Source organism: Thioclava marina, from assembly GCF_002020135.1.
Lineage (GTDB): Bacteria > Pseudomonadota > Alphaproteobacteria > Rhodobacterales > Rhodobacteraceae > Thioclava > Thioclava marina.
Window position 1 is genome coordinate 876806 of sequence record NZ_MPZS01000001.1, and the last position, 23417, is coordinate 900222.

A 23417-nucleotide genomic window follows, 5' to 3' on the forward strand; every position below is an offset into this window, starting at 1 on the left:
AGCTTAACGGAAAGTTATCGGCAGGGTGAAACTGTAACGCGCTTTCGCAAGGCCCTGCGGGGCGGCTGGAAAGCGGCCCGCGCGGCGCACCGCATCAAGAGCAGCCTGATCGAGCGCAGCATTGCCCGAGCTTTTCGCGACCGCGGCTCCCAGCAATCGCCCGTCGCGTGCTACATTCAGCGCAACGACGACGCGCCCCGCACCGGCTCCTGCGGGCGGGGTTTTGTGTCGCTCCACCCGGGCGCGGATCTGCCCGCCCCAACTGCCCATGAGCGATCGGATCTGCCCCGCCGAGAGAGTGGCCGCCGGGGCGCTTTGATTGTCGCCCGCCGCGCCATTCGCGCCCTGCCCTGTTGCAAGCTGCTTGGGCTGGGCCCGCGAGGGCTGCGAAGGTTCGGGCTGGCGCGGGGCCGGCGCTTTCGGCCTCACCGGTTTCGTCTCGGGCTGCACGGGCTTCGCCAGCGGGCGCGGCGTCTCGGGCGGGGCCGGGTCCGCTTGCGCGGGCAAAGGCGCGTCGGGGGCGGGTGGCGCGGTCAGGGCCGAAGGGGCGGCGACCCGGGGCTGGTCCTGAGGTTGTGGTTCGGCGCTTTCGGGCTGCGCCTCCGGCGGAACGGGCTCGGCCATCTTGGGCTCTGAAGTTTCAAGCGCGGGCGGACGCTCCCACTGGGCGACCATCGCCTCCATCGCCGCCGAGGCGGGTGCGAGCGAGACCAGCGCCTCGCCCCCCTCGCCCGAAGATTGCGCGCCACCCGAAGGCGCGGGCTCCCAGATCGCAAGTACCCCGGCATGCACGCCAAGCGCCGCAAGGAGCGCTCCCGCAAAGGCCAGCCCCCGCGCGGTCATTTCCCGCGCACCACGAGTTTGAGGCTCTTGAAGCCAAGCGCGCTCAATTCCGGGACCAGCTTCGCCAAGGCCTCGCCCGAAACCTTCGAATCCGCCCGCAGCGTGAGCGTGTCGGCACACCCGCCACAGGCCGCCCGCGCGCTTTGCGCCGCAGCCCCCAGCACTGCAAGCGCCGCCGCGCCGCGCGCCTCACCAAAGCCCAGCTGGCCGTCCGCACCCACAAAGAGCGTCAGGTCGCCGGGGTCGGCCTGCTCCCCGCCCATGGCCTCGGGCGGAGAGACCTCGAACGGCGTCGGCTGGGCAAGCGTCGCGGCAAGCAGGAAGAAGATCAACAACAGGAAGACCACGTTGATCATCGGCAAAAGCGGCTCGGGCAAGCTGCGCCGGGGCGTGTCGGTGAACAGCTTCATGGGATCAGCACCAGCTGCGTGAGCCCCGCACCGCGCAGCGCGTCGAGCACCTGCGTCACCGCCCCCAGATCACCGCCCTTGGGGCGCAGCACGACAGGATCGGTCGCGGCCTCCATCAACGGCGCGAGATCGGCGGCCAGATCGCTCAGTGCGACCGGCTGGCCATTGAGCGCAAGCGCGCCATCCGTCCCGATATCGACCAGCCGCGGCGGTCCCGACCATTCCGCCTGTGCGCCGCCCCCGCCAAGGGTGAGATCAAGCGTGCGCTCCACGCCGAAACGCGAGGCGAGCATGAAGAAGACAAGCAGCAGGAACACCACGTCGATCATCGGCGTGAGCGCGGGACGGCGGCGCGGGCGGGATGGCCCGAAGGCGAACATCACTCGGCTGCGGCGCGCGGCCGCTCTCTGTTTGTATCCCCGTTCTCAGCGGGCGCACGCGCAAAGATCCGGGTCGCGGCATCTTCCATGTCATGGCGCAGCCGATCGACCACCGCGTCGAAACCCGAGAGCGCGATCTGCGCCGGAATCGCCACCGCCATACCGGCGGCAGTGGTCAGAAGCGCCTCCCAGATCCCGCCCGCAAGCGTCGCCGGATCGGCCTGCACGCCCGCCTCCTGCAACGCGCGGAAAGCCGCGATCATCCCCGCAACCGTGCCCAGAAGCCCCAGCAGCGGGCCGATCACCACGGCCAGCTCCAGCCCGCGCAACCCCGAGCGCGCCCGCGCCAGCAGATTGCGCGCCACCCGCGCGGTCTCGGCCTCGGCGCCAGGCCGGTCAAGCTGCGGATCACGCAGACTCGCCATCGCGGCGCGGGCGAGCTGCGCACGCAAGGACCGGCGATCCTTCAGCTCGGCCTCGGCCGCGCCGATATCCCCGCGCGCCCAGGCCTCGATCGCGGCCTGCGTACGCGCGCCGCCCGACCAGGCACCGGCGGCGAGAAGATCCCAGAGTTTCCAGAAGATCAGCGCCAATGAAAGCACAGAGAGCGCGGCAATCGCCCACATCGCGGGCCCACCAAGCACAAGCGCATCGACCATGCGGCCCGGGAGCGCCCCGGAGATCTGAGCGGTGCTGTCCATCGCGCCCCCCGAAAGGCTGACTGGTGCCGGCGGAGGGACTCGAACCCCCGACCCCCTGATTACAAATCAGACGCTCTACCAACTGAGCTACGCCGGCGTGACCGGCCCGCAATAGCGCGGCTGGAATTTTCGCGCAAGACGGGGCTCAGCGAGAACGGCCGAGATTGGCGCGCGCGAGGATCGCCACTGCGACAAGCCCAACGGCCGAGACCAGAAGGGCTGCCGGCGATGCGTCACCGAGATTCTCGAGGCTCGCCTTCTCCTGCGTGCGCGTCGCCAGCGTCTCGAAATTGAAGGGGCGCAAGAGCAGTGTCGCGGGCAATTCCTTCACGCAATCGACGAAGACCAACAGCAGCGCCGAGCCGACCGAGCCGCGCATCAAGGGCAGGTAAAGCTCGCGCAATACGCCTCCCGGCCCCCGCCCGAGCGAGCGCGCCGCCATCGGCAGCGAGGGCGGCACGCGGCCGAAAGCGCCATCCGCGGCCCCCTGCGCGATGGCGAAGAAACGCACCGTATAGGCGAGGATGATCGCGAAGGCCGACCCGGTCAGCATGAGCCCGGGGTCATAGCCCGTGAGCGCTGCGATCGTATCGGCCAGCGCGTGATCGAGCCCGGCGAGCGGGATCAGGATGCCGACCGCCAGCACCGCCCCGGGCGCCGCATAGCCCAGCGTCGTGAGCGGCAGCACCACGCGCGGCAGGCTGCGCCCCGAAAGCCGCACTCCGTACACCATGAAGAGCGCCAGCGTCACCGTGATCGCCGCGGCTACCCCTCCGGTGAAAATCGTGTGCCAGAGCGCAAGGCCAAGGCCGCGCCCGAACCAGGCATCCGGATTGGCGAGCGCATGGCTCCCCATCACCGCGACCGGGAGCACGAACCCCACCGCAACCGGCAGCGCACAAAGCAGGCTCGCGCCCCAGCCCGCCCAGCCGGTCAGGCGTTGCGGCAGAACCGGGCGCGATTGCCGCGCGGTCTGGAAATAGCGCACCTTTCGGCGCGAGAGCTTCTCAAGCGCGAAGAGCGCGAAGACGATCCCGAGGATCACCAGCGCCAACTGCGCCGCCCCCCCGGCATTGCCACCCGACAACCATGTCGTGAAGATCCCCGTTGTCAGCGTCTGGACGCCGAAATGATCGACGACGCCGAAATCCGCCACCGTCTCCATCATCGCGATCGCGGCGCCCGCAGCGATTGCGGGACGGGCGAGCGGCAGTCCGACGCGCCAGAACAACCCGAACGGTCCGGTGCCGAGAGCGCGCGCGACCTCGTAGCTCGCCCCCGATTGCTCGCGCAGGGCCGCGCGGGTGATCAGGTAGATATAAGGGTAGAGCGCCGCGGAAAGCACGACGACGGCAGCCTCGCGCGAACGGATCTCGGGAAACCAGTAATCGCGCGCCGAGGCCCAGCCGAACGCACCGCGCAGCGCCGTCTGCACAGGCCCGGAATAGTCGAGGAAATCCGTGAGCGCATATGCCCCCACATAGGCCGGGATCGCGAGCGGCAGCAGCAACAACCACTCCAGCACCCGATGACCGGGGAAGCGATACATCACGACGAGCCATGCAGCGCCCGCCCCGACGGCCGAAGCCAGCAGCCCGACCCCGCCGGTCAGCACGGCGGTATTGGCAAGATAGCGCGGCAGGGTCGTGGCAATCAGATGCGGCCAGATATTCTCGCGCGGATCGAGCGCCATCCAACCCACCGCAAGGATCGGCGCAAGCACCAGCCCCGCGATCACGAGAGCCCCCAGCGACCACAGCCCCGAACCCGGAACGTGTCTGCGGGCCGAGGGTGGGCGCGCGCCGATTACCTGAGTTGTTTGCTCGGATTTCATCCCTCCCCTCTATCCCGAAACGCGTTTGCCTGTCCAGAACTCTACGGCTAGAGTGACGCGCAATCATAAGAGCTTGGCCAGACTGAGCATATTGAGGCGCGCAGCATGAAAGTCGTTTTCCATCTCGGGGCCCATTCGACCGATGAGGACCGCATCGTTCGCGTGCTGGCTGGCAATCGCGACGTGCTCGAAACATACCGTATCGCGGTGCCCGCGCCGCGCCGTTACCGGATGGTGCTGCGCGACGCGCTGGTCTCGCTCAAGGGCGGCCCCGCGCCGCAAGACATTCAGGACGCTCTGCTCGAAGCCTGCACCGACCGCCCCGACATCGAGCGGCTCGTCTTCAGTCACGAGTTTTTCCTGTGCATCCCCGAACGCGTGGTGACGCAAAAGGGTTTCTACGTGATGGCGCCGGGCAAGCTAGGCCCCCTCGCCAATCTCTTCCCCAGTTCGGAAACCGAGTTCCACCTCGCGCTGATCAACCCCGCGACGCTGCTTCCGCAACTCGTCAGGCGCCTGCCCAAACGCAGCTACGAACAGATCATGCAGGGCCACGATCCGCGCGATCTGCGCTGGGAACCGGTGATCCGTGACATGGCCGCGGCCGCCGGCGGACGCCGTCTGGTGATCTGGTGCAACGAGGATCTGCCGATGATCTGGCCCGAGGTGCTGCGCGCAGTCGGCGGGCTACCCGAGAGCCAGGCGCTGGACGGCGAGTTGATGATCCTCGAGCAGATCATGCCGCCCGACGGGGTGGCGCGGCTGCGCAGCTATCTCCAAAGCCATCCGCCGAAATCGATCCTGCAACGGCGCAAGATCTTTACGGTTTTCCTCGACAAATACGCACGTTCCGAGGCGATCGAGATCGAGGCGCCGCTGCCGGGATGGACCGACGAACTGGTCGCCGAGATCACCGCGCAATATGATGCGGACGTTGCCGCGATTGCACGGATGCCGGGCGTGGAGTTCATCGCGCCCTGATGCGGGCGCGAGGATGCCCGCGAGGGCTCAGGACATGCCGAGCGCGGATTTGTAGAGATCGAGGATCGCCTCTTCCTCGGCGACATCGTCCTTGTCGCGCTTGCGCAGGGCGACGATCTTCTTGAGAACCTTGGTATCGTAGCCGCGCGCCTTGGCTTCGGACATGATGTCCTTCTGCTGCTCGGCAATGTCCTTCTTCTCGGCCTCCAGGCTCTCGAATTGCTCGATGAACTGGCGCAGCTCATCGGCGGCGACATTATAGGCGGCATCGCTGGGCATCGGGCTCTCTCCTGCTGCTCGACTGGATCGGCGCCTTCACTAGCCCGCCCCGCCCCGCGCATCAAGAGGCGCCGCGCGCGCCTCCGGCGTCGAGGGGGCGCTGCCCCCGTCCGCGACACGCGGACTCCCCCGAGATATTTGGGTCAGGAAGAAGGGCGATTTTCCGCTTCTTCTTGAAAAAAAATATCTCGGGGTGAATGCCGAAGGCAGAGGGGCAGCGCCCCTTTTCCTTGCCTTGCCCCGCGCGCTCGGCTAGGGCAGGCGCGCATCATCGCAGGAGGCAAGTATGGAATTTCTGATCTGGGCCGGAGCCGGCGTTTCGGTGCTGGGGCTGATCGGCATCCTCTATTGCATCATTGCGGTGGCGAAGGCCAAGCGTGCGGCGCTTCCCGACGACGCGCTGCGGGCAAAGCTTCAGAAGGTTGTCGCGCTCAACATGGGCGCGCTTTTCGTCTCGGTGATCGGGCTGATGATGGTCGTGGTCGGGATCTTCCTGGGCTGACGCGTTTGCGTCAGCGCCGGTCGAGATCAGCGAAATTCTTGCCGTTGCGGATCAGCACGTCCCAGAGCGTGACCGGCGCAAGCGCACCTTCCTCGGCGAGGGCGCGCAGCAGTTTGCGCGTCGCGATCAGCCCGGCCCGGTCGGCCGCGAACATCACCCCTCCGAGGCTCGCCGGCAAACCAAGCGCGTAGCGCGCGGCGAGGTCGATATCGCAGGCGCGATGGGCCTGGGCGCGCTGCAACAGAGCCGCACCTTCATTGGCGAGCTCAGCCAGGATCCGGGCGCGGATCTGTGCGGTGCCCAGACGGCGCGGCGCAATCCCGGCCTCGCGGCGCAGCGCGGCGAGGGCCTCGGCCTGATCGGGGATCGGACGCGCGGCGCGGTTCGACCAGTCGTAGAACCCCTGGCCGCTCACGCGGCCTTCCTGTCCTTCGAGTTCGAGGAGCCCGAGGAACGGCCCCGGCGCGCGGTGGATCTGCTCGAGCCCGGCGCAAACCCTCGAGATCCCAATCGTGTCGGCCAGCCGCAGCGGCGGGGTCGTGATCCCCAGTTGCGCAAGCGCCTCATCGACCTGGGCGACCGAAGCGCCGGCGATCACCGTACGTTCCGCCGCAGCGATATAGGCAAGGCGCAGATGGGTGACGATGCCACCGACCCCGGGCCCGCCGATCACAACGGGCTCATCCCCGAGACGCAGCAACGCCTCCAGCCGTGCGAGGTCTTCGGGCGTGGTCTCTGCGCCGGGAACCAGCTCGGCGATGCCGCCCGCGCGGATCAGCACCGATCCCGTCTGGTGGGGCAGCGCGCGGTCGAGCACGGACAGGCGCATCGGCACCTCCGGCACCGGCTGCGGCCCCGTCGCAATCACCAAATCACAGCCGACCAAACCGTCGCGCGTCATCGCCGCGCCGAGCCGCGCCCAATCCGTGTCGCGGGTTTCGGGATCGAGGCTGCCTTCCTGCACTTGCCGTTCCTGTTCGCGGGCGATGGCCGCGAACCCCGCCTCGATCGCGCCGGGATCGCTTGCCCCGAGCACCACCGCATGGCCGGCCGCCAGAAGCGCGCCGGCAAATCCCGGCGGTTGATCCCAGAGCCCGATCCGCATCGGCTCGGGATGCTCGGCTGATCGCACCCGCGACGTACAGCGTTCGGCGTGGCGCAGCGCTTGCGACAGCGGCGCGGCGCTCAGATCCTCGAGGGCAACGGCCTCGAAATCGAGCGCTTCCTCGAGTGACAGCAGCAGCGCGCCTTCGATCACCTCAAGCGCCCGCGCGCCCGGCTCGGCAAGCGCCCCCTTGCGCAAGCCGGCGCGGCGCGGCTCGATTGCGGCGAGATAGGCGGCAGGATCGGAGAGCGCGGCATCGGCTGGCGGCACGCCCTCGTCATGGAGCAATTCGAGCGCGGCGGCGATCTCGGGCGGCTCGGGATCGGAAAGGATTATCTCGCACAACCCAAGCCCCATGGCTTCCGTGGCCCCGAGCGGCGTCTCGCGGGTGAGCAATTCGAGCGCGGTCGCGCCGCCCGCGCGCCGCGCAAGCCTGACCAACCCGCCTGCGGCCGGGATCGCGCCGAGCGAGAACTCGGGCGAGAAGAACGTCGTTTCGGGATCGGCAATGCGCAGATCGGCGGCCTGGGACAGCGCGAGACTTCCCCCGGTGATCCGTCCCGACAGTCGCGCAAGCACCGGCAGCTCGAGTGTCGCCAGAGCCTGCGCAAGCGTTGCGAGATCGGGGGCCTCGCCCACGGTCGCATAATCCTCAAGCGGGTCCGGGGCGACGGGCCAACCCGCTACATCACCCTGAACGATCACGCCGCGCAGGGAGTGGTCGCGCGCCACGAGGTCGAGGAGCCCGCCAAGTGCGGCACGCAGATCAGGCGTGTAACCAGCAGGTGCGCCGCTTGCGTCGAGACCGCACAGCGTGATCCAAGCCAGCCCGTCCTGGGTCCGAAATCTCACCCGCTTTGCCATTGCCCCCGCCACTGCATCGACCGACCGAACGCTTCGCTCGCGCCGCAAGTCTAAGGCCGACGAGCTTCAAAACAAAGGGTTTTTACCCGTTGCGAACCGCAAACGGCAAGAAGGCGCGGATCGGGACCAAGGACAGGCGCGCTCAACCGCGCCCGGTCTTGGCGCCGGGGGCATGCTTGCGGCAGAAGGGCGTGGCGGGCAGCACATCGAGGCGTGCCTCATCGATGCGCTCGCCGCAGGTGACGCAAAAACCGTATTCCCCTTCCGCGATTCGCCCGAGTGCAGCCTCGATCGCGCGCAATTCCTGCTGCGCGGACTCGCCAAGGTCTTCAAGAACCTCATCTTGTTCCTGCTCGACCGCAGCGTCGTCCCAATCCTTCTCGACATGGCTGTCGAGCTCGGATTCGACCTGTTCCATCCGCGTCATCAACTGTGCGCGGCGTGCTTCCAACTCCGCTTGGCGGGTTTCGACCGATTTCATGCGCTCCTCCATCTGCTCGGCAAATCATAGCAGTTAAAGGGCTTTTCCAACGTTGATACAAGTCAACCGGAAAAACCGAAACATATGCGGATATCAAAATCCTTGCACGAGAGCCCCGCCGGGTTCTAGCATTGCAATTCAGACGGGTTTGGGAGACCCCGTCGTGTTTCAAAGTACGAGCACAGGGAGAGCTCATGCATCAGGATTGGATTTGGGGCCTCGTCGGCGGTCTGATGATCGGCGCGGGTGCCGGAGTATATCTATTGGTCAATGGCCGCATCATGGGCGCGAGCGGCATCATCGGCGGGCTGATCGACGGATCGGGCCGCGATACGGTTTCGGAACGCGTGGCTTTTCTGGGCGGGCTCATCGCCGTGCCACCGCTTCTGGTTCCACTCTACAAGGTCGTCGATACCCACGTGACAAGCTCGATCTGGGTGATCGTCGCGGCGGGCGTGCTGGTGGGTCTGGGCACGCGGCTTGCCAATGGCTGCACCTCGGGGCACGGGGTCTGCGGCATCTCGCGCTTCTCTCTGCGCGGTATCGTTGCGACGGCTTTCTACCTGCTTGGCGGGGGGCTTTCGCTGGTGATTTTCCGCCATCTGCTGGGAGTGATCTGAGATGCGCAATTTCTTTGCATTCCTCTCGGGAGGTCTCTTCGGCGCGGGGCTTCTGGTGGCCGGCATGGTTGACACCAAGAAGGTTCAGGGCTGGCTCGACGTGTTCGGCGACTGGGATCCGACGCTCGCCTTCGTGCTGACCGGCGCGGTGGGCGTTATGTTCTTTGTCTGGATGGTCGCGCAGCGGCGCGAGAAATCCATGCTCGGCTCGCCGATGCCGGGGGCATTTCCGCGTCTCGTTGACCGGAACCTCGTGCTTGGCTCGCTGTTGTTCGGCGCGGGCTGGGGCATGGCGGGGCTTTGCCCGGGTCCGGCTATGGGCTCGCTGAGCTTCAACGGCTGGCAAGGCTGGCTCTTCATCATCGCGATGGGCGTGGGCATGGCAATTGCGCCGCGGGTCAAGGACTGGCTCTCCGCCCTCGATCGCACGAAGCTCGAAGTGCCACCCTGTGAGAACATCCCCGAGGAAGAGCGCGCACTGGCAGGCAACACCTCGCGCGCCGTGGCTCGCTGAACCTTACAAACCCGATCCGATCTTGAGCGGCGGCAGGTCTCCTGCCGCCTCTTTCTCATTCGCGAGACCGCGCAGGCCATCCATTCCGCCCATCCCACCGAGCCCGTCACCCTCTTCGGGCAAGTCTTGCCCGCCCAACCCTGCGCCAATCTCAAGCCCTCCCAATCCACCAAGCGGATCTGGCGCATTGGCTGTCGTGCCGGACAGATCGTCGGGCGCGCCGTAGGCGGCGTTCATCGGGTCGCCCAGCGGACCCGGTTCAACGGGCAGATCGACCTTCGGGAAAGGCGTCTCCCCGGTCGCGACCAGAGCGCTGGGCTTGCGTTTGGGCACGGCCTCCAAACCACCAGTCTCATCAGCCTCGACCAGCCGCAGCGCCCGCATCCCCCGGCTTTGCCCGAGCCGCGCCTGTGAAAGCTCGCGGCGCCCCTGCCCTTCCAGCGCGATCTTCTCCAGGGCGTCCTCGGGGATCGGGATTTCCATGCCGGGGGCAAACCCCATCACGGCAGCCAGAGGCAAGGTCACGCGATGAAGCACCGCGTCGAGCGTGGCGGGGGCCGAGAGCACCGCGCGTTCGAGCGCCTCCTCCCAGTCCGGGCCGGGATCGGGTGCGACAGCCCCTTGAACGTCTTGCGCCCGCGCCCTTTTCAGCGCCACGCCCCGGCCCGATTGCGGCACCGCCCAAAGAAAGCCTCCCTCACGCTCGGCGCCCGCGCCAAAGGTGATCCGCGCCGACCAGACCCGGTAGCTGATATCTTCGAGCAGGAGCCCCAGCGGACGCGGATCATCGAGATGGGAGGCGTAGCGAAACCCGCCCGCCCAGGAAATCGCGTCATCCTCGCTCAAGAACTCCTCGATCATCGCAAGCAGCGCATCGATGAAATCCGCCGCCATCGCCGCGTCGATCCGCGTCGGCTTGCGCAGCCCCGGCGCGGATTTGCCAAGCCGCCTCATCGTCTGCATCTCTATCAGGACCGACAGAGTTGCGGGCGGCAGCGCAACCAGCCCCAGCCCTTCCCCCGGCCCCTCGATCACCGCGAGCAGCGAGAGGTCCTCCAGCATCTCGGGGAGGTCGGCGAGGCCCCGGCGGGTCTCGGTCAGTTCGGTCACGCGCAGGGGTAAGCCCAACATCTCCTGCGCGACCTTGGCGAGGCTTTGCGAGATCGCCTTCTCAGAGGTCATGGGGATGCCGTCCGGGGCGATCCTCCCCGCCTCGGCCTTCCTGCGCAGCACTGAATTGTCGCGCTCCTGAGCCATAACCTCCATCCGCCCGCCAATCGGGACATCCCCCAAGCCTTGGCAGAACGAGCTTTACAAATGGTTGAAATCGCTTGTCGCGTTCAGACCTGTGCGCCCACGGGCGGAGGTGTCGCCGGATCCTTCCGCCGGAGCGGCAGGCTCACGCGGAAGGCCGCGCCGCCCTGTCCGGGCAGATAGTCGATTGTGCCACCGAGATTGGCCATGATCTCGCGGCAGATCGCGAGTCCAAGCCCCGCGCTGCCTGCGCGGCTCTGGTCGGTGAGGCGTGCGAACTTCTCGAAGATCAGCTTTTGCGACTGTTTCGGAATGCCCGAACCGTTATCGAGGAAGTCGATCTGCACCCGCTTGCCGCGCTTTTTCACCTCGATGCGCAGCACCGCACGCTCGGCGTCGCAATACTTGCGCGAGTTCGAGATCAGGTTGATGAAGACCTGCACCAGCCGGTCGGTATCGGTGAAGATCGGCATATGCTCGGTCGGAAAATCGCGCTCGATCCGGAAAGCGCGCTCGGGCTGGGTCGAGGAGGCCGCCTGCACCGCGCGATTGATCAGGTCGTGCAGGTTCGCCACCGAGATATTGAGCTGCGCGCGGCGGTTCTCGAGCACCGACAGATCGAGCAGATCATCGAGCAGCCGGGTCAGGCGGCGGGCCTCCTCGTGGATGATCTCGGCGTATTGCGCGCGCATCGCATCTGGCAGGTCCGGCTCCATAAGGATCTCGGAAAAGGCGCGGATCGAGGTCATCGGTGTGCGCAGTTCGTGGCTGATCTGGCTGAGGAAGGCGTCCTTCTGGACCGACAATTCCTTGAGCTTGTCATTGGCCTCGCGCAACGCGCGCGCGGTCCGGGCCAGCTCTTCCGATTTCGCCTCGAGCCGGGCGGAGTATTCCTTCGCCTCGGCCGTCTCGCCCGCCACCGCGATCAGATCCTGCATCGAGACCGACGAGCCGCCGGTGAGCTGCGAGATCATCGCATGGGCCGTAGCCGCCCCCACCGAGCCCGCGAGCTTCCGTTCGAGCCGCGCAAGGAAATCGGGGGTAGTGTCGGGCAGGAACCCGGCCTTGCCCTGCCCCGCGGCCTGCGCCTGGAAGAAATGCTGTGCCGGTTCCGCCCCGAGGATACGCTGCGCCATCGAGAGCAGGTCTTCGGCCTCCGCCCCGCCCTGGGCCCAGGATCGGGTTGCCGGTCCCTGATCGTAGATATTGACGAAAGCCACGCCCTGAAGTCGCTCCATCGGCCCCGGGAAGGAGGTCATCGAGAAGATCAGGAAGGCGAGCGTGTTGAACAGAAGTGACCAGAACAGCGCGTGCAGAAGCGGATCGAGCCCGCCGATCCCGAAGAGCGCATGCGGCCGCAGCCAGCCCAGTCCCAACAGCCCATGGTCGAGCACCGCCTGCGGCAAGAGCCCCGCCTCGCCCACCGAAGGCAAGAAGAGCGTGTAGGCCCAAAGCGCAAAGCCAGTGATCAGCCCCGCCGCCGCGCCGACATGGGTGGCCCCGCGCCAGAACATGCCACCGAGCAGCGCGGGCAGGACCTGCGCCGCACCGACGAAAGCGATCAGGCCGATCGCCGCCAGCGCCTCGGAGCCGCCCGACATCCGATAATAGGCATAGCCCATCGCAAGGACCACGATGATCGAGACTCGCCGCGAGGCGAGCACAAGCCCGCGCACATCGCCCGGCGCCCGCGCATCCGAACGGCGCAGCGCCAGCCAGAGCGGCGTGACGATATGGTTCGAGACCATCGTGGCCAGCGCGATCGCGGCCACGATCACCATCGAGGTCGCCGAGGAAAATCCGCCGAGGAAAGCCAGCAGCGCGAGCTTGCCCTGCCCCTCCGACAGCGGCAGCGTCAGAACGAAGAGATCCGGGTTTGCACCCTCGGGCATCCGCTCTAGCCCCATCACCGCGATCGGCACGACGAAGAGGCTCATCAGCATCAGATAGGCCGGGAAGGCCCAGCTCGCGGTGGCAAGGTGGCGCTCGTCCACATTCTCGACCACCAGCACCTGAAACATCCGCGGCAGGGTCAGGATCGCTGCGGCGGAGACAAAGGTGAGACCGGCGAAACGGCCCGGGTTCAGCTCCCATTCCGCGATCTTCGAGGCGTCGATGCGCGAGAGCATGTCCACCGGCCCGCCGCCCAGCCCCCAGACCACGAAGACCCCGACCGCGACCAGCGCGACCAGCTTCACCACCGCTTCGAGCGCGATTGCCGTGACCACGCCGTGATGGCGCTCATTGGCGTCGAGATTGCGGGTGCCGAAAAGAATGGTGAAGATCGCAAGCCCGCCCGCGATCCAGAGCGCCGTCGCGCCCTGATCGGGAAGCGCCCAACCCTCGGGCGTGCCTGCCGCGAAGACGCCAAAGCTCAGTGTCACCGATTGCAGTTGCAGCGCGATATAGGGTGTCGCCGCGGCGACAGACATCAACGTGACGATGACACCAAGCGTGTTCGATTTACCGTAGCGGCTGGAGATCAGGTCGGCGATTGAGGTCACCCGATGGGTCCGGCCGATCCGCACCAGCTTGCGCAGCACCCACCACCAGCCGACGAAAACCAGCGTCGGGCCTAGGTAGATCGTGAGGAATTCCAGCCCCGAGCGCGCCGCATAGCCAACCGCACCATAAAACGTCCAGGCGGTGCAATAGATCGAGAGCGACAGCGTGTAGATCACCGGCGAGCGCAGGAAGCGCAACCGGCGGCGTTGCGCGCGGCGCTCTGCCACGAAGGCCACCGAGAAGAGCACGATCACATAGCCGAGGCAAACCGCGACGAGGATATTGAAGGGCATCTCAGCCCTCCGCTGCGTCGTCGGGATCAGCCCCCCGCACACGCCCGGCCGTCGCGAACCCTTCCGGCAGTTCCTCGACATCGAGCACCGGCCCGAGCCCGCGCGCGATCAGGAAAGCCGCGAGGATCAGCCCGATCCAGACCGCAAAGAGATAGAGACCTCCCCGACCGGTGTCAGGCGCCACGGTCTCCGCCGGATGCCAGAGCCCCGGCAGCAGGATCAGCACCACGCCCAAAACCGGCAACAACCGCGCCGCATCCATCAGGCGGCGGCGGCGATAGGATCTTCGGGCAAGAAAGAGCGGTTGGCCCGTTTGCGGCATCAAGCAGGCTCCCGGCGGGCCTCGCCGCCCCCGGTGATCGCCTCGAGCCGGGCCAGCACATCGGCATTGGCGAAAGGCTTGGCGAGGAAGGCGGTGGCCCCCGCGCGCTCGGCTGCCTCGCGGTCACGGCCCTGCCCGCGCGCGCTCAGCATCAGCACCGGCAAGCGCGAGAGATCGGCATCCGCGCGCAAATCCGACAGGATTTCGAGACCGGAACGCCCCGGCAGCATCAGATCCAGAATAATTGCGTCGGGCAGCACCTCGGCGATGCGCGACATCGCCTGCGCCCCGTCGCCCAGAACCGACACCGCCCAACCCGCGCGTGACAGGATGAAACGGATCGCCTCGGCGATATGCGGCTCGTCCTCAATCAGCAAAACCTGTTTATTCGGCATCGCCACTCCCCCTCGCCTGACTATCGCGGGCGGGCTGCGTGGTGTCAAACCCTTGCAGGGCTTATCCTGCACCAGAAACGATCGAGGGCTCACGCCGACCCGGGCAATCCGCGCGTGGACAGATCCGGCAGGAGGCACCGATCGCGCGGGCCGGAGCCTCGGTCGCCTCCGCCGGCGCGGGGAGGATCAGCATCGTCGCGCGCATCAGCAAAGGCCCGTCGAACCCGGTCGGGCGCGGCTCGCTGACCGCATAGGTCAGAAAACGTTGCGGCAAGCGGCCCGCCATGTCGACCAGTGCTCGGATCGGCTGGGTGGGACGCGCCAGCGCCTCGTAAAGCGGCCAGAGCGGACAAGCTGCGGCAAAGCGCGGCGGGGCGAAACCGGGCGCGGGACGGCGGAAGGTCAGGGTTCCCGAGCCGTCACAAATCACCAGCCCCGGCTGGCCGAGCCCCGGCTGACCGGGCGGTAGCGCCGCAAGGCGACGCAAAACCTGCGCCAGGAGCGCGCCGGTGCGCGCAACGATTGCACCCGGATCGGGGCCGAGATCGGCCAGCGCCGCGTGCATCGTCTCGAGCGGCAAGGCGCGGGCATCGTTGGTCAGCTGTGCCAGATGCTGCTCGGCCAGCGCCCGCGCCGCCGCCGACGCCAATTCCGGCGCACCCGCGATCAGATCGGGCACCGATGCCTCACCCGCCTCGATCTCGGGGAAATGCCATGCCCGCGCCTCGAGCCAGGCTTCGAGCTGTTCTTGCGGCGAGGACAGCCCCGTCTCCGCCGTTTCTATCTCGTCGAGATAGCCCACCAGCGCCTCGGCGGTGCCCGAAAGACGCAGGCTTTCCTCCTGGATCGTCTGGAGAAACCGCGCGCGCCACTCGGGCTCGATATCCTCGGTCTCGACGAGAATAGCCGCGGTCGAGCGCAGGCTCGTCACCGCCGAAAGAACCTCATGCAACGAGGTCAGCAGGAACGGGTCTTGCGCCATGCGCTCGGCATAGGCCTCGACCACACGCTCAAGCGCCGCAAGCCGCGCCTGACGCGAAGCGAGAAGCGCGGCCCAAGCCGGAAAACGACCTACGAATTCCTCGATCCGGTCGAGATCGGGGGCCTGATACAGCGCCCCCCCTTCGGATTCGGCCGCGGCCGCGGCCTCGCGAAGCCCGTCGAACAACGCCCCTTCCGCGCCCTCGCTGAGCGCGACCGGATCAACGCCCATCGCCTGCGCGATGCGCTCCATCAACGCATCACCCACCCTGCGGCGGTTATGTTCGATCAGGTTGAGATAAGCCGCCGAAATCCCAGCCGCGCGGGCGAGATCGGCCTGCTTTAGACCCAGCGCAGTGCGCCGTTCGCGAATGCGGGTGCCGGTAAGAGCGGAACGGGCCATGCCAAGTCCTCCTGCACCAGCTTTACAGCCAAGCGCAGGAGGGCAAAAGGCATTTACCAGCCTTTACACGCGATCAGCAGGGGCCGGTGCCCGCAGGCGCAACCGTCGCCATGCCCGAGATCGACTCGACGCCCGGCTCACATTGGCCGACGTCTTTCTCGAGCTGGGCGCAACCGGCAAGTGCGGCAAGCGCCAAGACCGCAAGCAGTTTCACAGCTCGGAAGTTGTGATGGTCTTTCATGATTTTCTCCTTCTCTCCATGTGCGAAGGATCTCCCTTTGCGAGTGTGAATTTACACTGGAGGCACCGCTTGCGCCCTGATCCGTGTCAAGATCGCCACCGTTTTTCGCGCCCCGATTTGACAGCCGACCGGAATGCGCCATTCTCAATGCGGCAGCGCAGCAATTTTCGGGAGAGACAATGCAACCCGAGCAGATCGAGACAGAACTGCAACAAGCGATCGGCGCCGCACAGCGCGTGCTGCCCGATTGGGCGGTGGCTCTGGCGGCCTATTTGATCGCGGCATTCCTGGCGTTGGTTCTGTTTCGCGTCGTCTTCTCGATGCTGACGCGGGCGGTGGCGGAGCGCGACCTGTTCTGGCGCTCGCTGGTCACCCGCGCGGCGCGGCCCCTACGGCTCGTGCTGCTGATCATGGCGCTCGGTTTCGCCAACGGGCTTGCTCCGGCAAGTGCGGCCACGACCACGACGATCACCCATGTCCTGCTCGTCGCGCTGATCCTGAGCCTTGCCTGGATCGCCTATACCGCCCTTTATATCTGGACGACGATCCACCTTCGGCGCTTCAAGCTCGATGCCGAGGACAACCTGCTTGCGCGCAAGCACGTGACGCAGACCCGGATCCTGATGCGCGTCGCCAAGGTGATGATCGTGATCCTTGCCGTGGCCGCTGCCTTGATGACCTTCCCCGCGGTGCGCCAATACGGCGTCTCGCTGCTGGCGGCCGGAGGAGCTGCCGGGATCGTCGTCGGTCTTGCCCTGCAACCTGTTTTGAAGAACCTCTTCGCAGGCATTCAGCTTGCGTTGACCCAGCCGATCCGCATCGACGATGCCCTGATCGTGGAAGGAGAATGGGGCAATGTCGAGGAGATCACCTCGACCTATGTGGTGATCCGGATCTGGGACTGGCGGCGATTGGTCGTTCCACTGAGCTATTTCATCGAACAACCTTTCCAGAACTGGACACGCGAGAGCGCCGAACTGATCGGGACGGTGATGATCTATCTCGATCATACTGCCGATATAGAGGCGGTCCGCGCCAAGGCCCGCGAGATTACCGAGGCTGACCCGCTCTGGGATGGCAAGGTCTTTGCGGTGCAGGTGACCGATTTCCGGGAGCGGGTGATGGAGGTGCGCATCCTCGCCTCCGCCCGCAACGGCCCGCGCACCTATGATCTGCGCTGCAATATCCGCGAAAAACTCGTGAGTTGGTTACAGGCCGAGATGCCGAGCGCCCTGCCTCGCACCCGCGCGGACCTCTCTTCCGGCGAAGCCGTGCAGTTTGCGGTGCCCGAGATCAGCGGCCCCAAGCCACCGCCCGAGACAGGCGGGCTTTGACCCACTCATGTTCTCACAGATCGCCCGTCGCTGCTGCTAGTCGAAGGCGCGGAACCGCGCCCCGAAATTGATCGCTTTGTTCGAGCAGGCATCCATCGCGTCGATCAGCCAGAGCCGGTCAGGCGCTTTCCCTACCAGCAGATGACGCCCCAAGGCTGCCTCTCCCTTGGCGATATTGCCAGCGAGATCGCCCCTGAACCCCATCAATCGTTTCAGCCAGAAGTCCTGCGCCTCTCCCACATAGCCGCCACCGCCGCCGCCCGGTGCGATCGTACGGGCCACGGCAAGACAATATCCCGCCTCGACCCCTTCCGTCTGCGTATCGAAGAGATAGCCAAGCGGTGCCGCGAATTGGCTTTTCCAAGTAAGCCAAAACAGGCCCGTCAGGAAAACCGCCCCCAGTACGAAGGCGAGATAGACACGCAGCGGCAAGACCGTATCGGCCGGCGCCCGATAGCGCCCGTGCCTTCCTGCGCGAAGATGATTGCCTTGATCGATCATGCGGACCTCCTTGGGCGCAGCAAAACCGATTCTCGTTAACAAAACGTCGAAAAGAAAACGCCCTCCGGCGGGGGCCGGAGAGCGCAAGCGTTCAAGACAGGATCAACTCAGAGGCCAGCCTTGTCGGTGACCTCATGCGTCCAGGCGCCATCCGGCTTCTTGGTGATGACCGGATCCGAACCGCCCGACATCAGCACGTCCACGGTGCGCTCGTAATCGGCCGGATCAAGCGCGCCATTCGACCCTTCGGTCAGCTTGGCGACCTCGGTCATCATGCGCTCCTGATGCTCCATCGTCTGCGCGCCGGTCTCGTCATATTCGAGCACGATCTCGGCGGCTTCCTTCGGGTTCGCCTCGGCGTATTTCCAGCCCTCCATCGAGGCCTTCACGAATTTCGCCATCTTCTCGACGAAAGCCGGGTCCTTGAGGTTGTCTTCCATGACATAGAGGCCGTCTTCCAGCGTCGCGACACCCTCGTCCTCGTATTTGAAGGTGATGAGCTGATCGGGCGAGATACCCGCGTCGATGACCTGCCAGTATTCGTTATAGGTCATGGTCGAAATACAGGCCGCCTGCTTTTGCAGGAGCGGATCGACGTTGAAGCCCTGCTTGAGCACGGTCACGCCATCATCGCCGCCCTCGGTCGAGATGCCCAGATGGTTCATCCAGCTCAGGAACGGGTATTCATTGCCGAAGAACCACACGCCCAGCGTATGGCCGGGGAAGTCCTTGGGGCTCTCGATGCCCGATTCCTTGAGGCAGGTCAGCATCATGCCCGATTTCTTGTAGGGCTGGGCGATGTTGACGAGCGGCAGGCCCTTTTCGCGCGCGGCGAGCGCGGCCGGCATCCAGTCGACGATCACATCGGCACCACCGCCCGCGATCACCTGCTCGGGCGCGATATCGGGGCCGCCCGGCTTGATCGTCACATCGAGGCCCGCATCCGAATAGTAGCCCTTCTCGAGCGCCACATAATAGCCCGCGAACTGGGCCTGCGTGACCCATTTGAGCTGCAGCGTCACATCCTCGTTGGCCCAGGCGGCGCCCGCCATGGTGAGGCTTGCCGCCACCCCCGCGATCAGTTTCTTCATCGTTTCACTCCACTGTTGGCCCCGGATCTTGCGCCCGGGATTTTGGTTATTTCTCAGGCTCGTGCCCTAGGTTCGGGCCCGTTGCGACGGGTGCCAGAACGTCACCAGCTTCTCGATCAGGGCGACCAGCCCATAGAAGCCCGAGCCCGCAAGGGCCGCAACGGTAATTTCCGACCACACGAGCGGCAGATCAAGCTGCCCCACGGCGGTCGAGATACGAAAACCCATCCCCATCGTCGGGCTGCCGAAAAATTCGGCAACGATCGCACCGATCAGCGCCAGCGTCGTCGCGATCTTGAGCCCGTTGAACAGGAACGGCATGGCCGCGGGCAGGCGCATCTTGAACAGCCCCTGCCAGTAGCTGGCCGAATAGGTCGCCATCAGGTCGCGCTGCAGCGCATCGGTCGCGGCCAGCCCCGCCACCATGTTCACCAGAACCGGGAAGAAGACCATCACCACGACGACCGCCGCTTTCGACTGCCAGTCGAAGCCGAACCACATCACGAGGATCGGCGCGATGCCGACGATCGGCAGGGCGGCCACGAAATTGCCGATCGGCAGCAGACCGCGCTGCAGGAAGGGCGAGCGGTCGATCAGCACCGCCACCACCACGGCCGCCCCGCAGCCGATCAGGTAGCCCGAGAGCGCGCCCTTCAGGATCGTCTGCACGAAATCCTCGCGCAGGATATCGGTCGAGGCGGCGAAGCTTGCCGCGATCTGGCTTGGCGCGGGCAGGATTACGGGGCTGATATTGAGTCCCAGGACCAACCCTTCCCACAAGATCAGGATCGTGAGCCCGAATAGAGCCGGGATCAGGAACCGCGCCCAGCGCTCGGCCCCATGCGCCTTCGCGAGCCAGGAATTCAGCGCCCAGGCCGCGAGCCAGAAGACAATCGCGAAAATCAGCCAGCTCATCGCACCATCCCCATCCGCTTGAGCGTGATCTGCTCGATGATGCCCACGACGACCACGAGAATCGCGGCAAGCGCGGCGGCGGCAAACAGAGCCGACCAGATCTGCACCGTCTGCCCGTAATAGCTGCCAGACAGAAGCCGCGCGCCAAGACCGCGCGTGGCCCCTGCGGGCAGCTCCGCGACGATCGTGCCCACGAGGCTCGCCGCCACGCCGACCTTCAGCGAGGCGAAAAGGTAAGGCATCGAGGAGGGCAGCCGCAGCTTCCAGAAGGTCTCGCCCTTGGAAGCGTTATAGGTCTTCAGCAAATCAAGCTGCATGTGGTCGGGCGCTCGCAGCCCCTTCACCATCCCCACCAGAACCGGGAAGAAACTCAGATAGGCCGCGATGATCGCCTTGGGCAGCAAGCCGGTGATCCCGAGGCTCGCCAGAACCACGATCACCATCGGCGCGATCGCGAGGATCGGGATCGTCTGGCTGGCGATCGCCCAGGGCATGACGCTGAGATCCATCGCCCGGCTATGGGTGATCCCCACCGCCAGCAAGATCCCCAGCCCCGTGCCCAACGCAAACCCCGCCAAGGTCGCCGAGAGCGTGATCCAGCCGTGATAGACGAGGCTGCGCTTCGAGGTGATCTTCTGCCCCGCGACGCCTTCCCAAAGCCCGACCGCCACCTGATGCGGCGCAGGCAGCACGGGGCGCTTCTGGTTCATCGTATCGACGACGACCTCCGAGAAACTCACCTCCTGCCCGGCCCGCGCGGCCTGGTCATAGGTCCATTGCGAATTCAGCCAGACCGTCGCCCCGTACCAAAGCACGATGATCGCGGCCAGAACGGTCAGAACAGGCGCCACCATCTTCATGAGACGACCCTCCGCTTCGACTTGGCCGAAATATCCTCGGGGGGTGAATGGCGCAGCCAGAAGGGGGCAGACAGCCCACCTGCCCGGGTCGCGATCAGCGCATCACTCATCATAGGCATGCCCCGCCCGCAGCCCCTCGCGCACCCGGTGCGCGATTTGCAGGAATTCTTCACTGTCGCGAATATCAAGCGGGCGCGGCCCACGCGGCAGGGTGCTCTCGATCACCTCGTGGATACGGCCCGGACGGGGCGACATCACCACGATCTTGGTGGACAGGTAAACCGCCTCGGGGATCGAATGGGTGACGAAGCCGATCGTCTTGTTCGTCGCCGACCAGAGCTTCAGCAGCTCCTCGTTGAGCTTGTCGCGCACGATCTCGTCGAGCGCGCCGAAAGGCTCGTCCATCAGCAGGATCTCGGCGTCGAAGGCAAGCGCCCGCGCGATCGAGGCGCGCTGCTGCATGCCCCCCGACAGCTGCCAGGGAAACTTCTTGCCGAACCCCTCCAGATCGACGAGCGAGAGCACTTTCTCAACCCGCGCATCCATTTCGCTGCGCGGATAGCCCATGATTTCCAGCGGAAGTTTCACATTTCCAGCAATCGTGCGCCACGGATACAGACCCGCCGCCTGGAACACATAGCCATAGCTGCGCGCCTTGCGCGCCTCCTCGGCGCTCATCCCGTTGACGCGCAATTCACCCCCCGTGGGCGTCTCGAGCGCCGCGATACAGCGCAGGAAGGTCGTCTTGCCGCAGCCCGAGGGACCGATGAAGGAGACGAAATCGCCCTTCTCGATATCGAGATCGATATCCTTGAGCGCGTGGACAGGCCCGTCATTCGTTTGGAATGTCAGGTTGAGCCCTCGGGCCTTGATCACCGGAACAGCCGTCATCCGCGCCTCCAAAGGGTTTTGTCCGCGATTTCGACGCTATTGCCCGCCGGATCGCGCAGATAGATCGAGCGCGCGCCGTTCGGCCAGAAGAAATCGGCCTCAATCTCCACGTTGTTTTCCCTCAAGTGTCGTTCCCATTCATTCATTTCTTCGGCTTTCGCGGCGAGACATACATGGCCCGGACCGATCGCGCCATGGGGCGGAACCGGCAGGGCTGACGCGTCATCGGAAGGCACGCGTGTCGCCTCGGCGATGAAGGTCAGGATCACCCCCTCGCCGCAGCGAAAGAAGACATGCCGTCCGTCGCGCCGCGTCAGCCGTTCGAGCCCCAGCAACCCGCCATAGAAAGCCTCGGTCGCGTCGAGATCCTCGACATAGACCGCGGCCTCGAGAAGGCCGGTGCTGACCGGGGCCCCCATCTGGCCTCAGACCCCGCTCGCCGGAATGCCCGAGCGCTGCACAGGGCGCGGCGCGGTCAGCTCTTTCCAGGTGGAAAGCGCCTTGGTGACCGGCATGCCCGCATCGCGCGCGACAAACTCGCCATGGCCTTCCGTCGACTGGATCTTGCCATCGCCCCAGGCCACGGTGCCGCGGCTGAGCGTATAACGCGGCAGGCCCTTGACCTCCTTGCCCTCGAACACGTTGTAATCGATCGCGGATTGCTGCGACGAGGCCGAAATCGTCTTGGTGGCCTCCGGGTCCCAGACCACGAGATCGGCATCCGCGCCCACCAGAACAGCGCCCTTCTTCGGGTAGCAGTTGAGGATCTTGGCGATATTGGTCGAGGTCACGGCCACGAATTCGTTCATCGTGATCCGGCCTTTGTTCACCCCTTCGGTCCAGAGCATCGGCATCCGGTCCTCGAGCCCGCCCGTGCCGTTCGGGATCTTGGTGAAGTCGCCCACGCCATAGCGTTTCTGATCGGTGGTGAATGCGCAGTGATCGGTCGCCACGCAAGACAGCGTTCCCGAGGAAAGCCCCGCCCAGAGGCTGTCCTGATGCTGCTTGTTGCGGAAGGGCGGGCTCATCACGCGGCGTGCAGCATGGTCCCAATCCTTGTCGAAATACTCGCTCTCATCGAGGGTCAGGTGCTGGATCAACGGCTCACCCCAGACGCGCTTGCCGTTCATCTTCGCGCGCCGGATCGCCTCATGCGCCTCCTCGCAGGAAGTATGCACGACATAAAGCGGCACGCCCGCCATATCGGCGATCATGATCGCCCGGTTCGTGGCCTCGCCCTCGACCTGGGAGGGGCGGGAATAGGCATGCGCCTCGGGGCCGGTATTGCCCTCGGCCAGAAGCTTCGCCGACATCTCGGCCACCACATCGCCGTTCTCGGCATGAACCAGCGGGATCGCCTCGAGTTCGGCGCAGCGCTTGAACGAGGCGAACAGCTCGTCATCGTTCACCATCAGCGCGCCCTTGTAGGCGAGGAAATGCTTGAAGGTGTTGATGCCGCGATCCGTCACCTCCTTCATCTCGTTGAAGACCTGCTCGCCCCACCAGGTGATCGCCATGTGGAAAGAGTAGTCGCAATGCGCACGGGTCGACTTGTTGTCCCATTTCTTGAGCGCATCGAGCAGCCCCTCGCCCGGAGAGGGCAGCGCGAAATCGATGACCATCGTGGTACCGCCGGCCAGAGCGGCGCGCGTGCCGCTCTCGAAATCATCGGCCGAATACGTGCCCATGAAGGGCATTTCGAGATGGGTATGCGGATCGATCCCACCCGGCATCACATAGCAGCCGGTCGCGTCGATCACCTCGTCGCCCTTCAGGTCCGGACCGATCTCGATGATCTTGCCACCGTCGATCAGCACATCGGCCTTATAGGTCAGATCGGCGGTGACGATGGTTCCGTTCTTGATGACTTTGGTCATGGTTTGGCCTCCTAGGACGGGTCTTTGCCCTTCCTCTTGG

At 65.7% G+C, this 23417-nt stretch carries 26 protein-coding genes and 1 tRNA gene; 5 read left to right on the forward strand and 22 right to left on the reverse strand.

Annotation, left to right across the window (positions count from 1 at the left end; all coding sequences use genetic code 11):
* Window positions 1–3: 3 nt before the first annotated feature.
* From BMG00_RS04170 to BMG00_RS04195, 6 genes are all read right to left on the reverse strand, one after another.
* On the reverse strand, window positions 4–843 hold the full coding sequence (locus tag BMG00_RS04170) for a TonB family protein (RefSeq protein WP_078573466.1): 840 nt from the start codon (window positions 841–843) through the stop codon (window positions 4–6).
* On the reverse strand, window positions 840–1253 hold the full coding sequence (locus BMG00_RS04175; RefSeq protein ID WP_078573467.1) for a biopolymer transporter ExbD: 414 nt from the start codon (window positions 1251–1253) through the stop codon (window positions 840–842). Before BMG00_RS04175 ends, BMG00_RS04170 begins: the two co-directional genes overlap by 4 nt.
* On the reverse strand, window positions 1250–1633 hold the full coding sequence (locus BMG00_RS04180) for an ExbD/TolR family protein (protein WP_078524720.1): 384 nt from the start codon (window positions 1631–1633) through the stop codon (window positions 1250–1252). The genes BMG00_RS04175 and BMG00_RS04180 overlap by 4 nt, the downstream gene beginning before the upstream one ends.
* Entirely contained in the window at window positions 1633–2334 is a 702-nt protein-coding gene (locus BMG00_RS04185) for a MotA/TolQ/ExbB proton channel family protein (protein ID WP_078573468.1), read from the reverse strand. Before BMG00_RS04185 ends, BMG00_RS04180 begins: the two co-directional genes overlap by 1 nt.
* Before the next feature lie 21 nt (window positions 2335–2355).
* Window positions 2356–2431 (reverse strand) — tRNA-Thr (locus BMG00_RS04190).
* Window positions 2432–2479: 48 nt separating this feature from the next.
* Window positions 2480–4168, reverse strand: coding sequence for an ABC transporter permease (locus BMG00_RS04195; protein ID WP_078573469.1), 1689 nt, complete (start codon window positions 4166–4168; stop codon window positions 2480–2482).
* Between the two features lie 105 nt (window positions 4169–4273).
* On the opposite strand from BMG00_RS04195, the gene BMG00_RS04200 reads away from it, so the two are divergent.
* On the forward strand, window positions 4274–5149 hold the full coding sequence (locus tag BMG00_RS04200; protein ID WP_078573470.1) for a hypothetical protein: 876 nt from the start codon (window positions 4274–4276) through the stop codon (window positions 5147–5149).
* Between the two features lie 27 nt (window positions 5150–5176).
* Here the strand turns inward: BMG00_RS04200 and BMG00_RS04205 are convergent, their stop codons facing one another.
* Complete coding sequence (locus tag BMG00_RS04205; protein ID WP_078524728.1) at window positions 5177–5428, reverse strand: DUF2312 domain-containing protein; 252 nt, start codon at window positions 5426–5428, stop codon at window positions 5177–5179.
* Between the two features lie 286 nt (window positions 5429–5714).
* Here BMG00_RS04205 and BMG00_RS04210 point away from each other — a divergent pair, with 286 nt between their 5' ends.
* Entirely contained in the window at window positions 5715–5930 is a 216-nt protein-coding gene (locus BMG00_RS04210; protein ID WP_078573471.1) for a hypothetical protein, read from the forward strand.
* 10 nt (window positions 5931–5940) lie between these two features.
* On the opposite strand, the gene BMG00_RS04215 is transcribed toward BMG00_RS04210, so the two are convergent.
* Complete coding sequence (locus BMG00_RS04215) at window positions 5941–7887, reverse strand: enoyl-CoA hydratase-related protein (protein WP_158521674.1); 1947 nt, start codon at window positions 7885–7887, stop codon at window positions 5941–5943.
* Between the two features lie 154 nt (window positions 7888–8041).
* Window positions 8042–8380: a TraR/DksA family transcriptional regulator gene (locus BMG00_RS04220; RefSeq protein ID WP_078524734.1), complete on the reverse strand. Its 339-nt coding sequence runs from the start codon at window positions 8378–8380 to the stop codon at window positions 8042–8044.
* Window positions 8381–8574: 194 nt separating this feature from the next.
* Here BMG00_RS04220 and BMG00_RS04225 point away from each other — a divergent pair, with 194 nt between their 5' ends.
* Window positions 8575–9000, forward strand: a complete 426-nt coding sequence (locus BMG00_RS04225; protein ID WP_078524736.1) for a YeeE/YedE family protein — start codon at window positions 8575–8577, stop codon at window positions 8998–9000.
* Window position 9001: 1 nt separating this feature from the next.
* The gene (locus BMG00_RS04230) at window positions 9002–9514 is read left to right on the forward strand and encodes a DUF6691 family protein (protein WP_342745834.1); all 513 of its coding nucleotides are present in this window, start codon (window positions 9002–9004) and stop codon (window positions 9512–9514) included.
* Window positions 9515–9517: 3 nt separating this feature from the next.
* On the opposite strand, the gene BMG00_RS04235 is transcribed toward BMG00_RS04230, so the two are convergent.
* From BMG00_RS04235 to BMG00_RS17575, 6 genes are all read right to left on the reverse strand, one after another.
* On the reverse strand, window positions 9518–10696 hold the full coding sequence (locus BMG00_RS04235; protein ID WP_158521675.1) for a FliM/FliN family flagellar motor switch protein: 1179 nt from the start codon (window positions 10694–10696) through the stop codon (window positions 9518–9520).
* A 158-nt stretch (window positions 10697–10854) separates the two neighbouring features.
* Complete coding sequence (locus tag BMG00_RS04240; protein ID WP_078573474.1) at window positions 10855–13566, reverse strand: sensor histidine kinase; 2712 nt, start codon at window positions 13564–13566, stop codon at window positions 10855–10857.
* A gap of 1 nt (window position 13567) precedes the next feature.
* The gene (locus BMG00_RS04245; protein ID WP_078524742.1) at window positions 13568–13888 is read right to left on the reverse strand and encodes a hypothetical protein; all 321 of its coding nucleotides are present in this window, start codon (window positions 13886–13888) and stop codon (window positions 13568–13570) included.
* Complete coding sequence (locus BMG00_RS04250; protein ID WP_078524744.1) at window positions 13888–14283, reverse strand: response regulator transcription factor; 396 nt, start codon at window positions 14281–14283, stop codon at window positions 13888–13890. Before BMG00_RS04250 ends, BMG00_RS04245 begins: the two co-directional genes overlap by 1 nt.
* Window positions 14284–14344: 61 nt before the next feature.
* Window positions 14345–15667, reverse strand: a complete 1323-nt coding sequence (locus tag BMG00_RS04255) for a helix-turn-helix transcriptional regulator (RefSeq protein WP_078573475.1) — start codon at window positions 15665–15667, stop codon at window positions 14345–14347.
* Between the two features lie 73 nt (window positions 15668–15740).
* Window positions 15741–15908: a hypothetical protein gene (locus tag BMG00_RS17575; RefSeq protein WP_158521676.1), complete on the reverse strand. Its 168-nt coding sequence runs from the start codon at window positions 15906–15908 to the stop codon at window positions 15741–15743.
* Window positions 15909–16087: 179 nt separating this feature from the next.
* Between BMG00_RS17575 and BMG00_RS04260 the strand changes: the two genes are divergently transcribed.
* Window positions 16088–17242, forward strand: a complete 1155-nt coding sequence (locus BMG00_RS04260) for a mechanosensitive ion channel family protein (RefSeq protein ID WP_078573476.1) — start codon at window positions 16088–16090, stop codon at window positions 17240–17242.
* Window positions 17243–17278: 36 nt separating this feature from the next.
* Here BMG00_RS04260 and BMG00_RS04265 read toward each other — a convergent pair whose 3' ends face one another.
* The 7 genes from BMG00_RS04265 to hydA form a co-directional block, all read right to left on the reverse strand.
* Window positions 17279–17743 (reverse strand): hypothetical protein, encoded by a 465-nt coding sequence (locus tag BMG00_RS04265; protein ID WP_078573477.1) that lies wholly within the window; start codon window positions 17741–17743, stop codon window positions 17279–17281.
* A 107-nt stretch (window positions 17744–17850) separates the two neighbouring features.
* Complete coding sequence (locus BMG00_RS04270) at window positions 17851–18834, reverse strand: ABC transporter substrate-binding protein (RefSeq protein ID WP_078573478.1); 984 nt, start codon at window positions 18832–18834, stop codon at window positions 17851–17853.
* Between the two features lie 66 nt (window positions 18835–18900).
* Window positions 18901–19749, reverse strand: coding sequence for an ABC transporter permease (locus BMG00_RS04275; RefSeq protein ID WP_078573479.1), 849 nt, complete (start codon window positions 19747–19749; stop codon window positions 18901–18903).
* Entirely contained in the window at window positions 19746–20609 is an 864-nt protein-coding gene (locus BMG00_RS04280; protein ID WP_078573480.1) for an ABC transporter permease, read from the reverse strand. The genes BMG00_RS04275 and BMG00_RS04280 overlap by 4 nt, the downstream gene beginning before the upstream one ends.
* 102 nt (window positions 20610–20711) lie before the next feature.
* The gene (locus BMG00_RS04285; RefSeq protein WP_078524759.1) at window positions 20712–21500 is read right to left on the reverse strand and encodes an ABC transporter ATP-binding protein; all 789 of its coding nucleotides are present in this window, start codon (window positions 21498–21500) and stop codon (window positions 20712–20714) included.
* A complete protein-coding gene (locus BMG00_RS04290) occupies window positions 21497–21919 on the reverse strand; it encodes a VOC family protein (protein ID WP_078524761.1) in 423 nt (140 codons plus the stop codon). The genes BMG00_RS04285 and BMG00_RS04290 overlap by 4 nt, the downstream gene beginning before the upstream one ends.
* 6 nt (window positions 21920–21925) lie before the next feature.
* Window positions 21926–23377 carry a dihydropyrimidinase gene (hydA, locus tag BMG00_RS04295; protein WP_078573481.1) on the reverse strand — a complete coding sequence of 484 codons (1452 nt, stop codon included), beginning with the start codon at window positions 23375–23377 and terminating at the stop codon, window positions 21926–21928.
* Window positions 23378–23417: the final 40 nt, after the last annotated feature.

Bases quoted from the DNA above. Each gene is read 5' to 3' on its own strand.
- BMG00_RS04175 (WP_078573467.1), bottom strand. From the start codon at position 1,253: ATGAAGCTGTTCACCGACACGCCCCGGCGCAGCTTGCCCGAGCCGCTT.
- BMG00_RS04275 (WP_078573479.1), bottom strand. From the start codon at position 19,749: ATGAGCTGGCTGATTTTCGCGATTGTCTTCTGGCTCGCGGCCTGGGCG.
- BMG00_RS04210 (WP_078573471.1), top strand. From the start codon at position 5,715: ATGGAATTTCTGATCTGGGCCGGAGCCGGCGTTTCGGTGCTGGGGCTG.
- BMG00_RS04200 (WP_078573470.1), top strand. From the start codon at position 4,274: ATGAAAGTCGTTTTCCATCTCGGGGCCCATTCGACCGATGAGGACCGC.
- BMG00_RS04250 (WP_078524744.1), bottom strand. From the start codon at position 14,283: ATGCCGAATAAACAGGTTTTGCTGATTGAGGACGAGCCGCATATCGCC.
- BMG00_RS04180 (WP_078524720.1), bottom strand. From the start codon at position 1,633: ATGTTCGCCTTCGGGCCATCCCGCCCGCGCCGCCGTCCCGCGCTCACG.
- BMG00_RS04265 (WP_078573477.1), bottom strand. From the start codon at position 17,743: ATGATCGATCAAGGCAATCATCTTCGCGCAGGAAGGCACGGGCGCTAT.
- BMG00_RS04240 (WP_078573474.1), bottom strand. From the start codon at position 13,566: ATGCCCTTCAATATCCTCGTCGCGGTTTGCCTCGGCTATGTGATCGTG.
- BMG00_RS04205 (WP_078524728.1), bottom strand. From the start codon at position 5,428: ATGCCCAGCGATGCCGCCTATAATGTCGCCGCCGATGAGCTGCGCCAG.
- BMG00_RS04195 (WP_078573469.1), bottom strand. From the start codon at position 4,168: ATGAAATCCGAGCAAACAACTCAGGTAATCGGCGCGCGCCCACCCTCG.
- hydA (WP_078573481.1), bottom strand. From the start codon at position 23,377: ATGACCAAAGTCATCAAGAACGGAACCATCGTCACCGCCGATCTGACC.
- BMG00_RS04245 (WP_078524742.1), bottom strand. From the start codon at position 13,888: ATGCCGCAAACGGGCCAACCGCTCTTTCTTGCCCGAAGATCCTATCGC.
- BMG00_RS17575 (WP_158521676.1), bottom strand. From the start codon at position 15,908: ATGAAAGACCATCACAACTTCCGAGCTGTGAAACTGCTTGCGGTCTTG.
- BMG00_RS04185 (WP_078573468.1), bottom strand. From the start codon at position 2,334: ATGGACAGCACCGCTCAGATCTCCGGGGCGCTCCCGGGCCGCATGGTC.
- BMG00_RS04225 (WP_078524736.1), top strand. From the start codon at position 8,575: ATGCATCAGGATTGGATTTGGGGCCTCGTCGGCGGTCTGATGATCGGC.
- BMG00_RS04260 (WP_078573476.1), top strand. From the start codon at position 16,088: ATGCAACCCGAGCAGATCGAGACAGAACTGCAACAAGCGATCGGCGCC.
- BMG00_RS04290 (WP_078524761.1), bottom strand. From the start codon at position 21,919: ATGGGGGCCCCGGTCAGCACCGGCCTTCTCGAGGCCGCGGTCTATGTC.
- BMG00_RS04220 (WP_078524734.1), bottom strand. From the start codon at position 8,380: ATGAAATCGGTCGAAACCCGCCAAGCGGAGTTGGAAGCACGCCGCGCA.
- BMG00_RS04255 (WP_078573475.1), bottom strand. From the start codon at position 15,667: ATGGCCCGTTCCGCTCTTACCGGCACCCGCATTCGCGAACGGCGCACT.
- BMG00_RS04270 (WP_078573478.1), bottom strand. From the start codon at position 18,834: ATGAAGAAACTGATCGCGGGGGTGGCGGCAAGCCTCACCATGGCGGGC.
- BMG00_RS04285 (WP_078524759.1), bottom strand. From the start codon at position 21,500: ATGACGGCTGTTCCGGTGATCAAGGCCCGAGGGCTCAACCTGACATTC.
- BMG00_RS04280 (WP_078573480.1), bottom strand. From the start codon at position 20,609: ATGAAGATGGTGGCGCCTGTTCTGACCGTTCTGGCCGCGATCATCGTG.
- BMG00_RS04235 (WP_158521675.1), bottom strand. From the start codon at position 10,696: ATGACCTCTGAGAAGGCGATCTCGCAAAGCCTCGCCAAGGTCGCGCAG.
- BMG00_RS04230 (WP_342745834.1), top strand. From the start codon at position 9,002: ATGCGCAATTTCTTTGCATTCCTCTCGGGAGGTCTCTTCGGCGCGGGG.
- BMG00_RS04170 (WP_078573466.1), bottom strand. From the start codon at position 843: ATGACCGCGCGGGGGCTGGCCTTTGCGGGAGCGCTCCTTGCGGCGCTT.